Raw genomic sequence first — 12,608 nt, 5'->3', positions numbered from 1 at the left:
TTATATGTTTTGGCTGGTGTTTATTACGATGAGGTCCCACCTGTTCCCATCCCGAACACAGTAGTTAAGCTCATCCGTGCCGAAAATACTTGGGGGGAAACCCCCTGGGAAAATAGGTCTATGCCAGCTCTTGAAAGAACCATGGTAATAACTGTGGTTCTTTTTTTGTGTCCGTGCAGTAAAGTATCCCCTTTTTGCTACTTTTATTAGAAGAGAAAATACTGTGTGTCCCCTTCCAGACGCTGAAAAACTTAAAAGGCTGCCTGATGCCATGAAAAATAGGGAAAATTGACTAAAAGCCAATGAACAAAGCAAGACTTAGGGTTTTCTTTTTTAGCAGGATTTGTTATGGTAATAACAGTTAGGAGGAGACTATGAGGAAAATCTTCGATTTTCTCGGCGCGGCTATAAAGAGTACCGGCAAAACAATGTTTTGCCCCCGGACGGAGTCCGGGAATGGTTTCGCTTTTTGCGAAACCAAGGGAAACCCTTTGCAGCCAGCGCCTCAAAGCGCAGAGCGCTTTTCCCGCCAAGGGCGGGGGAAAATCTTCGATTTTCTCGGCGCGGCTATAAAGAGTACCGGCAAAACAATGTTTTGCCCCCGGACGGAGTCCGGGAATGGTTTCGCTTTTTGCGAAACCAAGGGAAACCCTTTGCAGCCAGCGCCTCAAAGCGCAGAGCGCTTTTCCCGCCAAGGGCGGGGGAAAATCTTCGATTTTCTCGGCGCGGCTATAAAGAGTACCGGCAAAACAATGTTTTGCCCCCGGACGGAGTCCGGGAATGGTTTCGCTTTTTGCGAAACCAAGGGAAACCCTTTGCAGCCAGCGCCTCAAAGCGCAGAGCGCTTTTCCCGCCAAGGGCGGGGGAAAATCTTCGATTTTCTCGGCGCGGCTATAAATAATCATAAAAAATGGAGCAAAATTGTCCTTTGCTGTGTATTATCAGCATTGGCGGTTTGGTATCTTGCTGTTTTCTTTAGCCAGGGAATCCGCTTCGGAGAAAAAGGCGTTTTCCTAACCCGACATCAGCAAGGGGAAACGGTTCTGTATACAAGGGACAGCTTTTGGGGCGGGGAACTGTCGGTGATAGTTTCTCCTGGTTGGATGGAAACAGCGAGATCACCTACCGCCTGCCGGATGGCCAGGTACAGACCTATTTCCTTTGGCTGGGGGAACAGGCAGACTACCAGCGTCCGATAAGGATCTATTCCCAAAAGGGGAAGCCGCTTTTTCAAGGGAACTATCAAAAGGATGGGCTGTTTTTATTCAGTGACACAGGAGAGATTTATTTTGGTGAAATAGAAGTGAGCTTTAATAAAGACAATCCTTATGAAAATTTTCAGCCCTCTTATTATGAAATGGCCCGAATCGTCACAGGAGACGGGGTTGTTTCACGGGGCGAGGGATGGAGCGCGTTATTGGCTTTGCTGCTGTTTGCTATGACAGCCATTGATATCCGATGGCCCTTGCTAGGATTTCAGTTAAGCCATATGTGGTGGGTGGAAGATCCGCAGCCTACCGATCTGTATATTTTTTGTCAGAGGGTGTCGTGGGTGGTGATGCCCGGGATTGGTATTGTTTTGCTACTTATTTCCATTTGGTAAATTTAGTTGAACTTCTATTATTTAGATGGTAAAATAAATGGGGCGAGATCTATAAAATTATTTTTAAGAGGGAAGTAGGTTTACTATGTACATTACTAACAGAAGCGTGGCGACTACTATTATTCTTTCGATTGTCACCTGCGGTATCTATTATTATGTATGGATGTACCAGACCTCGCAAGAGGTTAATAATACCATTGGGGACACCTCGGAAAATGCGGGCCTGGAGATTTTATTCACAATTATTACCTGTGGTATTTATGGATACTACTGGCTGTGGAAATATAATAAGAAATTATTTGATCTTTCCCTGAAAATGGGGAAAAACACGTCAGACAACAGTGTAGTCTGTTTGGTGCTGGCGATTTTTGGGTTTTCCATTGTTTCCCAGGGAATTATGCAGTCTCAGATTAATTTCTTAGCGCAGCCTCAGGCTTAGTGAAAATTCGTTAAAAACGAACAGTCCCGCCGGAGCATTTTCGGCGGGATTATTTTTTTCTTTTAGTTGTACTTATAGAGGGAATGTGATACAATATATGGTGTTGATTAACAAATAAAACTACAAGATAAAGGAATGTTGGTATAATGAAAATTGGGAAGAACGCACTCACCGTACTGGAAAAGCGGTATTTAGTGAAGGATGAAAACGGGAAAAATATTGAAACAGTGGAGGGGATGTTTGAGCGGGTAGCCGGCGCAGTTGCCCAGGCGGATCTGCATTATAATTCCCAGGGGGATATCGAAGCTACAAAAAAGAAATTTTACGACATGATGACAAACCTGGAATTTCTGCCCAACTCCCCGACTTTAATGAACGCGGGAAAGGAGTTAGGACAGCTTTCCGCTTGTTTTGTGCTTCCGGTAGGGGACAGTATGGAAGAAATTTTTGAGGCCATTAAGCAAGCGGCGTTAATTCATAAATCCGGCGGTGGTACGGGATTTTCCTTTTCCCGTCTGCGCGCCAGCGGCTCCACTGTGCGTACTACCGGCGGCGTGGCCAGCGGCCCTGTAAGTTTTATGCGGGTGTTTAATATGGCTACTGAAGCGGTAAAACAGGGCGGTACCCGCCGGGGAGCAAATATGGGGATTTTGCGGATTGATCACCCGGATGTGCTGGATTTTATCGACTGTAAAAAGAACAACGCAGATATTACTAACTTTAATATCTCCGTAGGGATCACAGAAGAATTTATGCATGCGGTGGAAAACCACCAACCCTATACATTGATTGATCCGAAAAATAAGGAAGTAGTTGGGGAGCTGGACGCCAGGGAGGTTTTCAACAAAATTGTAGAAAGCGCCTGGAGAAACGGCGAACCGGGGATTATTTTCCTGGACAGGCTTAACCGGGACAATGTAGTTCCTTCCCAGGGGGAGATTGAAAGCACCAACCCCTGCGGAGAGCAGCCGCTGCTCCCTTATGAATCCTGTAATTTAGGTTCCATCAATTTAGTAAATATGCTGGCCAAGAAAAACGGAAAATATCAGCTGGATTATAAAAAGCTGGAAAATACCGTGAAATCTGCCGTACATTTCCTGGACAATGTCATAGAGGTAAATAAATATCCCTTGGAACAGATTGATTTTACGACGAAGCAAACTCGTAAAATTGGTCTTGGAGTGATGGGCTGGGCGGATATGCTCTTGTATATGGGAATCCCTTATGATTCTGACGAGGCGGTAGAGCTTGCGGAAAAAGTGATGGACTTTATTACAGAAAAGGGAAGAAAAGAATCCATGGCGCTGGCCAAAGAAAGAGGAAGCTTTCCTTTGTTCAGTGAAAGTATCTTTGCTTCCGGAGAACCTCTGCGCAACGCTACCATTACTACAATTGCTCCCACCGGGACCCTCTCAATTATCGCAGGCTGCTCCTCCGGGGTAGAGCCGGTATTTGCATATGTGTTTATCCGCAACGTTATGGATGGAACAGAAATGATCGAGGTAAATCCTGTTCTGCGTGAAATTTTGGAGGAACGGGGACTATATACTGATGAGCTAATGAAAAAAATTGCCAAGGAAGGGAGTTTGGCGCACATTTCAGAAATTCCGGAAGATATTCGCCGGGTATTCGTATGCTCCCATGACGTCAGCCCCTTATATCATGTAAAGATGCAGGCGGCATTCCAGCGCCATACGGACAACGCCGTATCTAAAACCGTAAACTTTACCCATGACGCTACGGTTGAGGAGGTAGAAGAAGTTTATATGCTGGCATATAAGCTGGACTGTAAAGGGGTCACCATCTACCGGGACGGCAGCCGTGACAGCCAGGTGCTGAACATTGGTTCGGTCAAAAAAGAGGGACAGCAGGAGCAGCTCCCGATTTTACATGATATCCGCCCCCGTCCTCGTCCGGAGGTTACCTGCGGTCTGACGGAAAGGATGAAAATTGGCTGCGGCAACTTATATGTTACGGTAAACTATGATGAAAATGGGATTTGCGAGGTGTTTACTTCCACCGGCAAAGCAGGCGGCTGTCCGTCCCAATCGGAGGCGACGGCGCGGCTGGTGTCAATCGCCCTTCGTTCCGGGGTGAGCATGGATGAGATTTTGGAACAGCTGCGGGGAATCCGCTGTCCGTCCACCATCCGCCATACAGGAATGAAGTGTACTTCCTGTCCGGACGCCATTGCCAGGGTAGTGAAGAAAACAGCGGATATGATTGCCAATCAAAAGGTAAATCATATGCTGGCGGAGCCTAAAAAAGTATCTGCGTCTGAGGTGATCAGCAAGCACGCTAAATTCTGTCCCGAATGTGGAAGCGAACTGGAACATGAGGGAGGCTGTGTCAGCTGCAGAAGCTGCGGATATTCTAAATGCAACTGATCCCGGGGATTTATTTGCTGTCTTCTTGAAATTTTTCTACTCCGGCGGCCCATGCAGCCAGCATAGGCCGCCGGAGCATTATTTAATAAAAAATCGCCTGGCCCCGCCCTTTAAAGCGCCCCTTCCTCCGCCGCGCTTCAGCGGCGCGGCCAGGGAGAAAACCTCAAAGCCGGTCTTTTTTAGAAAATACGGAAAAAGCCATTGTTTTGTGGTATAATAAGAAACAAACTGTAATATGGAAAAAAATCGCTGCCTTTCGCGGAGCGACAGCATAAGAGTAGGAGTGTCAGCGTTGGAGATTATAACGAAAGATCACTATGACGAATATGAAGCTTTTGTAAGCACCCATCCCAATTCTTGTTTTACGCAATCCACCCAGTGGCGCAAGGTAAAAAGCAACTGGGGATATGAAGCGGTGGTCTCCCGAGATGAAAGTGGGAAAATTATCGGAGCTATGTCAGTGCTGATCCAAAAAATCCCACTGATTGGAACAGCCTTTTTATATTCCCCCAGAGGCCCGGTGTGTGATCTTCACAACAAAGAAGTATTAAGCGATTTAAAAGCGGGAGTTGACGCTCTGGCAAAACGATACCATGCCCATGCTTTTAAAATGGATCCGGACGTCCTGATAGGGGATACACAGTTTCTTGGGATTGCCAAAGAATTAGGATTTACCCACTTTACTGGCGGAGACGGCTTTGAATGTATCCAGGCCCGGTTTAACTATCGGCTGTATTTACAGGGGCGGACCAAAGAAGAAATTTTTGCCTCCATTACCCAAAAAACCCGCTATAATGTACGGGTCGCTATAAAACATGGGGTAGAAGTGAAGGTAGTGGGCAAAGAATATTTGGATGACTTTATCCGCTTAATGCAGATTACGGGAGAGCGAGACGGCTTTAATGTGCGGCCCAAAGCGTATTTTGAACGGATGTTGGACGCTTTGGGGGAACATGTGAGGCTGTATATGGCCTTTTATGAGGGAAAAGCTATTTCTGGCGCGATTACCACCAATTATGCGGGAAAAACCTGCTACGTGTATGGCGCTTCGGATAACGCTCACCGGAATGTCATGCCCAATTATCTGATCCAATGGGAAATGATTCAATGGGCGATTGAAACGGGATGCACCGTATATGATTTCCAAGGGGTTTCCGGCAATTTGGATGAAAGCAACCCATTGTATGGACTTTATCGGTTTAAAAAAGGATTCAACGGCCAGCTGGATGAACTGGCAGGGGAGTTTGATTATATTTATTCCCCGATAAAAGCAAAACTTGTGGACAAAGCCATTGACGCCAATGAAAAGCTGGGACATATAAAAAGGAGACTGAAACGAGGATGAAACTGCCGATAGCGCAGGCTCTGCAGGAATATATACGAAAAGATCTGTCCCGGTTTCATATGCCGGGACACAAAGGCAGAGGAGAGGGCATATTAAAAGAGATTTATCCATATGATATTACCGAGGTTACCGGAATGGACAGCTTGTATCAGGGAAGCGGTCCTATTGCCGCCTGCGAGGAAAACTTCCGGCGGATATATGGGACGAAGCAAAGCCTTCTTTCAGCAGGGGGAGCCACCTTGTGTATCCAGACCATGCTGGCCTTAGTATGCGGGTTAAACAGCAAGGTAATTATCTCCCGCAATGTCCATCTCAGCGCGGTACATACCATGGCTCATTTAAATCTTACCCCTGTCTGGCTGACGCCGGAAATGGATGCCGGGGAATGGTTTCTCGGCCGTTACAGCGCCGCCTCAGTGGAAAAAGCCCTGAAAGAAAATTTAGACGCAGCGGGGGTATACATTACCACGCCGGACTATTTCGGCGTCATGAGCGATGTAGAGGAAATCGCGCAGGTCTGCAAAAAATATGGGACGCCTTTAATGATTGATAACGCCCATGGGGCGCATTTGAAGTTTTATCCCGCCCAACAGTACGGCCGGATGCACCCCATGGACTGCGGGGCGGATCTGTGCGCGGATTCTTTGCATAAAACCCTGCCTGTTCTCACAGGAGGGGCGCTGCTTCATATTAACAACGCGCGGTTCATCCGCGACGCTCGGCAGCGTATGTCCATGTTTGGTTCCACCAGCCCCAGTTTTCCCATTTTGCTGTCCTGCGACCTTGGGTCGCAGTACGCCGCCCAGCAGGCGGCGGCAGAATTTTGCCGTACGGCAGAAATTCTGGACAGCATCCGCAGGCAGGCTGCCGACCAGGGATTTCTCCTGCCCCGGGGAAAATGCGACCCGGCAAAACTTACCCTGGGCTTCGGGGCGCTGGGATACACACCGCAGACATTCCTTGCCCATCTTCACGCCTTTGGGATCGAACCGGAATATGTCAGCGGCAGCGCCTGTGTATTCATGGCCAGCGGGTACAATACAGAAAAAGACTTTTCCCGGGTGAAGGAAATGGTCCGCCGGACAAAAAAACAGCCGGATTATATACCGCCAAGCCGGTTTCCCTTGTATTTCGGAGAGCAGGTCATGTCCATACGGGAAGCGGAGTTTTCCCCTCATGAGGAAATTTTGGTGGAAAATTGCGAAGGAAGGATCGCCGCAGGAGTGATTTGTCCTTGTCCGCCGGGGATCCCTGTGGTAGTCAGCGGAGAAAAGCTAAATAAAGATAGTATTAAAATGCTGAAAAACTATGGCGCAGTGAAGGTAAATGTGGTAAAATAGGGATACAAAACAGCGGTCCAATCCTTTGGGCAAAGCCTTATTAAAAAAGGAGGGCATAAAATGAAACTTATATTCGCTATTGTTTCCAATGATGACAGTTCAAAAGTAGCAAAACATTTAACCAGCCACAAATTTTCCGTCACTAAGCTGGCGACTACCGGCGGCTTTTTGATGGCGGGAAACACCACTTTTATTATTGGTACGGAAGATGATAAAGTGGATGAAGTGATTGCAATCATTGGCCGTCATTCTAAAAAACGCACCCAGATGGTACCCTCCTCCGCCTCTTATGGGGTGGGGATGTACACCTCCTTCCCCGTGGAAGTACAGGTAGGTGGCGCTACTATTTTTGTAGTGGATATTGAAAGATTTGAGAAGCTGTGATGATATCGCTTTTCGGTAATCGAAAACTGCAGACCACGCTCGCCGGACTTAGTTCTGGCGGGCGTTTGCCGCATGCCCTGCTTTTGGAAGGACCGCGGGGGAGCGGGAAAAAAACCGCCGCCCGCCTGATCGCCCAATACGCACTTTGCCAAGGAGAAAAGGTCCCCTGTTTCCAATGCGGGCCATGTGTAAAGGTGGAAAAAGGCGTGCACCCGGACGTTTTATATTATACGGTGCCTCCGGGGAAAAAAGAATTTCCCATTGATCTGGTGCGGGAAATCCGCCAGGACGCCTATATTTCTCCCAATGAGGGGAAATGCAAGATATATATTATCGATAACGCCCATACGATGAATACTTCTGCTCAAAACGCGCTGCTTAAAATCCTGGAGGAGCCGCCGGAGTTCGTTCGGTTTTTGCTTCTGTGTGAAAACCGTTCTCAAATGCTGCCTACCATCCTGTCCCGGGTCACCAGTATGGAAATGGAGATTCCTTCGGTGGAAGATTGCGCCAAAGCGTTGGCAGAACTGGTTCCAGGCAAACCGCCAGCTGAATATCAAGCAGCCGCAGCCGGCGCCGGCGGCAATATTGGAGCCGCGATGGAGAAGCTGGGAAGCGCCAAACCATCAAAAACTGCGGCAGACGCGCAAAAGCTGCGGGACAAGCTGCTTTTTGATCAAAGATATCAAAGCCTGTTGATACTGAAAGAATATGAAAAAGACCGGGAGGGATTTCTCCAGCTGATGGTTCTGGCAAAGGAGCTGTTTGGAAAACTTGCCATTGCAAGGTATACCAGCGATCCAAATTCCCCCGCAAAGGCGCTTAGCCGCCTAACGCCGTTGCAAGCGGTGAAAATTGCTGATATAATAGAGGAAACCGCAAATTATGCCCAGCGAAACGGGAATATCCCTGTGTTGTCCGCCGGGCTGTGCGAAAAGATAAAAGGAATATTATCCGCTTAAACCAACGGTTAAATAGAAAAACGGAGGACCATCAATGGCAGAGATTATAGGGGTTAGATTTAAAAGCGTAGGAAAGGTATATTATTTTGACCCGGATTCTATTGTGGTACAAAAAGGGATCCACGTGATTGTAGAAACCGCCCGGGGGATTGAATGTGGGGAAGTGGCGGTAGCCAACCGGGAAGTTTCTGATGAAAATATTGTAAAACCTTTAAAAAAGGTCATACGTATTGCTACCCCGGAAGATTTAAACCGGGTGGAAGAAAACCGGAAAAAAGAAAAAGAAGCGTTCCAGACCTGCCTGGAAAAGATCGAAAAGCACAAACTGGATATGAAATTGGTGGACGTGGAGTTTACCTTTGACAATAATAAGATATTGTTTTACTTTACCGCGGACGGCCGGGTGGATTTCCGGGAACTGGTCAAAGATTTGGCGTCTGTATTCCGCACCCGGATTGAGCTGCGTCAAATCGGCGTGCGGGACGAGGCGAAAATGCTGGGAGGACTGGGCATCTGCGGGCGGCCGTTTTGCTGCTCTACCTTTTTAGGGGAATTTCAGCCGGTATCTATAAAAATGGCCAAGGAACAGGGCCTCTCATTAAATCCTACTAAAATTTCCGGCACCTGCGGCAGACTGATGTGCTGTTTAAAATATGAACAGGAGGCGTATGAGGACCTTCTGCGTACCACCCCGAAACAGGGCGCGTTTGTAAAAACAAAAGATGGCCGGGGGACGGTGGTGGAAGTCAACCTTCTGACCGGGATGCTTAAAGTGGCGCCGGAAAAAGACGCGGCCGCAGCAAAATACTATAACAAAAAGGAAGTCCGGTTGATTAAGGACGCGGAACTTAAGATGGACGGCGTAGACGCGGAGCTGAAAAAGCTGGAGCGGGACACCTAAACGGACGCATTTGTAGAATTTGATAATAAATTGGTATTGCTTTTTAAAAAGACTGTGGTAAAATAGGCATGTAACAGTTCTTGTGTTCTGTTAAAAACCCACATTGCGCGGGATGATAAATTTTTATGGAGGTGTTTTCCATGGCATATGTAATTGGCGACAGCTGCATCGCTTGCGGCAATTGTAAGGAAACCTGCCCGGTTGGCGCAGTTTCTGAAGGCGATATCTATTCTATCGATGCGGGTACTTGCATTGAATGCGGCGCTTGCGCTGCGGATTGTCCTGTTGAGGCGATTAAACCTGAATAAGGCAAAATAATACTTATCGTTTTAAATGAAAGCCTCTGCCCACGCAGGGGCTTTTGTTTTTTTCCTGAAAAGCAAAGAGGCTTTACATAAAAAGGACAGGAGGAGGAAGACTTCTTCCAATACGCCATGGAATTTAACTATACCTTTGAGCCCCTGGGGGAAAATCTGGGGGTGTGCGTCACCCCAGAACATAAATTTGGTACGGACGCTTTTTTGCTCTCGGACTTTGCCGCCCCCCGCCGCAAGGATATTGCTTGTGATTTGGGCACCGGCTGCGGGATTATCCCGCTGCTGTGGCTGCGGGACGAGAACGGTCCCCAAAAAACGTATGGGGTAGAAATTCAACAAAAAGCAATAGAACAAATAAATATTACTATTAGTAAATATTCTTTGGAAGAAAAACTCATTCCGGTGCATGCGGATTTAAAGGCACTCAAAGGCCGTATAGAAGCAGGATCGGTGGATTTGGTCACCTGCAATCCTCCCTATAAGGAAAAAAACGCCGGAATTATCAGCGAGGCCGCCAGTGATAAGATCGCCCGCCATGAAACCTTATGTTCCCTTGAGGATGTATGCGCGGCGGCGGCATATCTTCTGCGGTTCGGAGGCCGCTTCTGCCTGTGCCAGCGACCGGAGCGGCTGGCGGATGTGCTGGGAATGATGCGGGCCTATGCTCTGGAGCCAAAACGGATTCGTTTTGTGCAGCAGAAAGGGGATACGGCGCCCTGGCTGTTTTTGGCGGAGGGGAAAAAAGGCTCCAAGCCCTTTCTCCAGGTGGAAAGCCCTTTGATTATTCAGGGGGAACAGGGGTTTTCCAAGGAGCTTCTTCGGATTTACCGGAAAGGAACGGGATGAATATGGGAAAGCTATATGTAGTGGGCACCCCTATTGGAAATTTAGGGGATATGTCTCCCCGGGCGGTGGAGGTGCTGGGCCAATGCGATTTTATCGCTGCGGAGGATACCCGTGTTTCTTTAAAGCTGCTAAATCACTTTGGAATAAAAAAGCCCATGATCAGCTATTATGAACACAACCTGCGCCAGCGGGGAGAAGAAATTATGGCGCGTATTTTAGCCGGGGAGGACTGCGCCGTTATTACCGACGCGGGAATGCCGTGCATTTCCGACCCGGGAGAAGACTTGGTCAAGCTATGCGCTGAGGAAAATATCCCCATAGAGGTGGTGCCCGGCCCCAGCGCGGTGATTTCCGCCTTGGCAGTTTCCGGACTGTCCACGTCCCGGTTTACTTTTGAAGGGTTTTTAAGCGTCAAACGGGCCAGCCGCCATGAGCACCTTTTGCAGATTAAGGACGACCCCAGGACGCTGATCTTTTATGAAGCGCCTCATAAGCTGGTGGCCACCCTAAAAGATCTGCTGGAGGTTTTAGGGGATCGGAAAATCTCACTTTGCCGGGAGTTGACAAAGCTGCATGAACAGGTGCGGCGCACCACCCTGCGGGAAGGGCTTGGGTATTATCAGGAAAATCCCCCCAAGGGGGAATTTGTGCTGGTAATTGAAGGGGCGCCGGACAAAAAGGAACCGGAGCTGTCCTTGGAGGAAGCAGCTCAGATGGTAAAGATGCTGTGCGAGGGCGGGATGTCCTTGTCCGAGGCGGCGAAGGAAATTGCCGGACAAACTGGATATAAAAAAGGCCAGCTATACAAAATGTGTTTATAGATTGAGGGTTTACAGACTACTGAACTTATGATACAATGAGTTTAATTCAAAGGGAATTATACAGTTTATTGAAAGCCACGGTGCCTTTATCCGTGATACCCTCAACATCACTGACCTCTTTTGCGCTTTTAGCCGTGGACTTTTTTATAAAGGAATAGCAAATAGGTGTTCTTTTGCTTGGACCGGTTTCACTTGTGTGAAGCCGGTTTATTCCTTTGAGGAGAGAAAAAGCATCCGGCAGCTGAACACCTGCCGGATGCTTTTTTCAGGGAAGATTATAACAGTAAGTAGCCTAAAGCGAATAAAAGCGGCATATCCGCTTTTTCATTATAGAGAAGGAAGATTAGTCCCAGGATCAAAAGGGTTTCGCTGTCCACATTAAATTTGTCCAACAAACCCGCAAGGGGAAAACTGGACCCTGGAGAGTGCTGTTGAGGAAGAGAAGGGGAAGGGTTCACAGAAGAACCGGAGGGTTCCTGCTCTTCATTTATCACCCGGGATTCCGCTTCAATGGGAGGAAGGGGATGAAGGGTCGGTTCCGGCGCCGAACGCCCCACAAAAGGGGCGGCCTGGGCTTGGGCCTGCATCTCCCGTACCCGCCGGATCGCTTCCTGCTGCATACGCATCATATCTTCTTCCGTATAGGTTTTCGTATTGTTCCACCTCATCATTTGGAACCACCTCCGCCTAAAATATTACCCAGTATATTATTCAGCAGTCCGCTGTCTTTTACGGCAGGCCAGGCTCTGATTAACTGCATAATACGTACCGCGTCGTCAATACGCCCTGCCCGGTTTTCGGAGATATGGGGTTTTAAGGCTCGGAGCAGCTGTGTATTTTTATCATCGGAATTAAAGCTGGAGAGGATTTCCTGAATTTTTGCGAGCATACCCAGATTAAAGCCTCCGGAGCTGGAACTGTTATTGGAATTATTCCCGGCAGAGTTTTGTCCCATGGATGCTCCTCCGCCGTTCCCGTTTGCCGCGCCGCTGAGAGCGGACAGAATAGAAGCGATATCCGGCCCGGTTCCATTGCCGGCAGCGGGAGCCGGTCCATTGTTTACAGGGGGAGGAGAAGGGGCCTGCCCGGAAGCGTCGGGAGGAGTAATTCCCATTGCTTGAGCGACCTGTTTTAATTGTTCCATTTTGGCAGGGTCGTTTAATATCTGGCTTATTGTTGAGCTTAAATCATCCATCTGCTTACATCCCCCTTATAAAAGATTGCCTGGCTAGTGGGTATAAGGCGGAGGAGTATTTATCTGAT

The 12,608-nt window shown here is 48.2% G+C and carries 14 protein-coding genes and 1 rRNA gene; 12 read left to right on the top strand and 3 right to left on the bottom strand.

Going from position 1 to position 12,608, the window contains the following annotated elements; genetic code table 11:
• The first annotated feature begins 12 nt into the window (after positions 1-12).
• A 5S ribosomal RNA gene (gene rrf / locus H8705_RS13280) occupies positions 13-129 on the top strand.
• Positions 130-251: 122 nt separating this feature from the next.
• Here rrf and H8705_RS13275 read toward each other — a convergent pair.
• Positions 252-695, bottom strand: a complete 444-nt coding sequence (locus H8705_RS13275; protein ID WP_262396272.1) for a hypothetical protein — start codon at positions 693-695, stop codon at positions 252-254.
• A gap of 368 nt (positions 696-1,063) precedes the next feature.
• Here H8705_RS13275 and H8705_RS13270 point away from each other — a divergent pair, with 368 nt between their 5' ends.
• The 11 genes from H8705_RS13270 to rsmI all read left to right on the top strand — a co-directional run bounded on the left by H8705_RS13270 (position 1,064) and on the right by rsmI (position 11,345).
• On the top strand, positions 1,064-1,603 hold the full coding sequence (locus tag H8705_RS13270; protein WP_262396271.1) for a hypothetical protein: 540 nt from the start codon (positions 1,064-1,066) through the stop codon (positions 1,601-1,603).
• Positions 1,604-1,688: 85 nt separating this feature from the next.
• A complete protein-coding gene (locus H8705_RS13265) occupies positions 1,689-2,042 on the top strand; it encodes a DUF4234 domain-containing protein (protein WP_262396270.1) in 354 nt (117 codons plus the stop codon).
• 146 nt (positions 2,043-2,188) lie between these two features.
• Positions 2,189-4,429 carry a vitamin B12-dependent ribonucleotide reductase gene (locus tag H8705_RS13260; protein ID WP_262396269.1) on the top strand — a complete coding sequence of 747 codons (2,241 nt, stop codon included), beginning with the start codon at positions 2,189-2,191 and terminating at the stop codon, positions 4,427-4,429.
• 292 nt (positions 4,430-4,721) lie between these two features.
• The gene (locus tag H8705_RS13255) at positions 4,722-5,774 is read left to right on the top strand and encodes a lipid II:glycine glycyltransferase FemX (protein WP_262396268.1); all 1,053 of its coding nucleotides are present in this window, start codon (positions 4,722-4,724) and stop codon (positions 5,772-5,774) included.
• Positions 5,771-7,114 (top strand): aminotransferase class I/II-fold pyridoxal phosphate-dependent enzyme, encoded by a 1,344-nt coding sequence (locus H8705_RS13250; RefSeq protein ID WP_262396267.1) that lies wholly within the window; start codon positions 5,771-5,773, stop codon positions 7,112-7,114. The genes H8705_RS13255 and H8705_RS13250 overlap by 4 nt, the downstream gene beginning before the upstream one ends.
• A gap of 60 nt (positions 7,115-7,174) precedes the next feature.
• Positions 7,175-7,498 (top strand): cyclic-di-AMP receptor, encoded by a 324-nt coding sequence (locus H8705_RS13245; RefSeq protein ID WP_262396266.1) that lies wholly within the window; start codon positions 7,175-7,177, stop codon positions 7,496-7,498.
• On the top strand, positions 7,498-8,460 hold the full coding sequence (locus H8705_RS13240; protein ID WP_262396265.1) for a DNA polymerase III subunit: 963 nt from the start codon (positions 7,498-7,500) through the stop codon (positions 8,458-8,460). Before H8705_RS13245 ends, H8705_RS13240 begins: the two co-directional genes overlap by 1 nt.
• Before the next feature lie 34 nt (positions 8,461-8,494).
• Positions 8,495-9,361, top strand: coding sequence for a PSP1 domain-containing protein (locus H8705_RS13235; protein ID WP_262396264.1), 867 nt, complete (start codon positions 8,495-8,497; stop codon positions 9,359-9,361).
• Positions 9,362-9,501: 140 nt separating this feature from the next.
• Positions 9,502-9,669 (top strand): DUF362 domain-containing protein, encoded by a 168-nt coding sequence (locus H8705_RS13230; RefSeq protein WP_262396263.1) that lies wholly within the window; start codon positions 9,502-9,504, stop codon positions 9,667-9,669.
• Positions 9,670-9,795: 126 nt separating this feature from the next.
• Complete coding sequence (locus tag H8705_RS13225) at positions 9,796-10,524, top strand: tRNA1(Val) (adenine(37)-N6)-methyltransferase (RefSeq protein ID WP_262396262.1); 729 nt, start codon at positions 9,796-9,798, stop codon at positions 10,522-10,524.
• Between the two features lie 2 nt (positions 10,525-10,526).
• Positions 10,527-11,345, top strand: coding sequence for a 16S rRNA (cytidine(1402)-2'-O)-methyltransferase (gene rsmI, locus H8705_RS13220; RefSeq protein WP_262396261.1), 819 nt, complete (start codon positions 10,527-10,529; stop codon positions 11,343-11,345).
• A 275-nt stretch (positions 11,346-11,620) separates the two neighbouring features.
• On the opposite strand, the gene H8705_RS13215 is transcribed toward rsmI, so the two are convergent.
• Together H8705_RS13215 and H8705_RS13210 are read right to left on the bottom strand one after the other, a co-directional pair.
• Positions 11,621-12,016 carry a hypothetical protein gene (locus tag H8705_RS13215; RefSeq protein WP_262396260.1) on the bottom strand — a complete coding sequence of 132 codons (396 nt, stop codon included), beginning with the start codon at positions 12,014-12,016 and terminating at the stop codon, positions 11,621-11,623.
• A complete protein-coding gene (locus H8705_RS13210) occupies positions 12,013-12,540 on the bottom strand; it encodes a hypothetical protein (RefSeq protein WP_262396259.1) in 528 nt (175 codons plus the stop codon). The genes H8705_RS13215 and H8705_RS13210 overlap by 4 nt, the downstream gene beginning before the upstream one ends.
• Positions 12,541-12,608 lie beyond the last annotated feature (68 nt).

Origin of the sequence: Youxingia wuxianensis, from assembly GCF_014385085.1 — a bacterium.
In the GTDB taxonomy this organism is placed as follows: domain Bacteria; phylum Bacillota; class Clostridia; order Oscillospirales; family Ruminococcaceae; genus Youxingia; species Youxingia wuxianensis.
The sequence above is the reverse complement of the archived record's forward strand: the minus strand, read 5'-3'. Positions and strand labels throughout refer to the sequence as shown.

What these genes read in the sequence shown, in the direction of transcription:
- H8705_RS13265 (WP_262396270.1), top strand. Translation starts at nt 1,689, where the DNA reads ATGTACATTACTAACAGAAGCGTGGCGACTACTATTATTCTTTCGATT.
- H8705_RS13260 (WP_262396269.1), top strand. Translation starts at nt 2,189, where the DNA reads ATGAAAATTGGGAAGAACGCACTCACCGTACTGGAAAAGCGGTATTTA.
- H8705_RS13250 (WP_262396267.1), top strand. Translation starts at nt 5,771, where the DNA reads ATGAAACTGCCGATAGCGCAGGCTCTGCAGGAATATATACGAAAAGAT.
- H8705_RS13245 (WP_262396266.1), top strand. Translation starts at nt 7,175, where the DNA reads ATGAAACTTATATTCGCTATTGTTTCCAATGATGACAGTTCAAAAGTA.
- H8705_RS13240 (WP_262396265.1), top strand. Translation starts at nt 7,498, where the DNA reads ATGATATCGCTTTTCGGTAATCGAAAACTGCAGACCACGCTCGCCGGA.
- H8705_RS13235 (WP_262396264.1), top strand. Translation starts at nt 8,495, where the DNA reads ATGGCAGAGATTATAGGGGTTAGATTTAAAAGCGTAGGAAAGGTATAT.
- H8705_RS13230 (WP_262396263.1), top strand. Translation starts at nt 9,502, where the DNA reads ATGGCATATGTAATTGGCGACAGCTGCATCGCTTGCGGCAATTGTAAG.
- H8705_RS13225 (WP_262396262.1), top strand. Translation starts at nt 9,796, where the DNA reads ATGGAATTTAACTATACCTTTGAGCCCCTGGGGGAAAATCTGGGGGTG.
- rsmI (WP_262396261.1), top strand. Translation starts at nt 10,527, where the DNA reads ATGGGAAAGCTATATGTAGTGGGCACCCCTATTGGAAATTTAGGGGAT.
- H8705_RS13215 (WP_262396260.1), bottom strand. Translation starts at nt 12,016, where the DNA reads ATGATGAGGTGGAACAATACGAAAACCTATACGGAAGAAGATATGATG.
- H8705_RS13210 (WP_262396259.1), bottom strand. Translation starts at nt 12,540, where the DNA reads ATGGATGATTTAAGCTCAACAATAAGCCAGATATTAAACGACCCTGCC.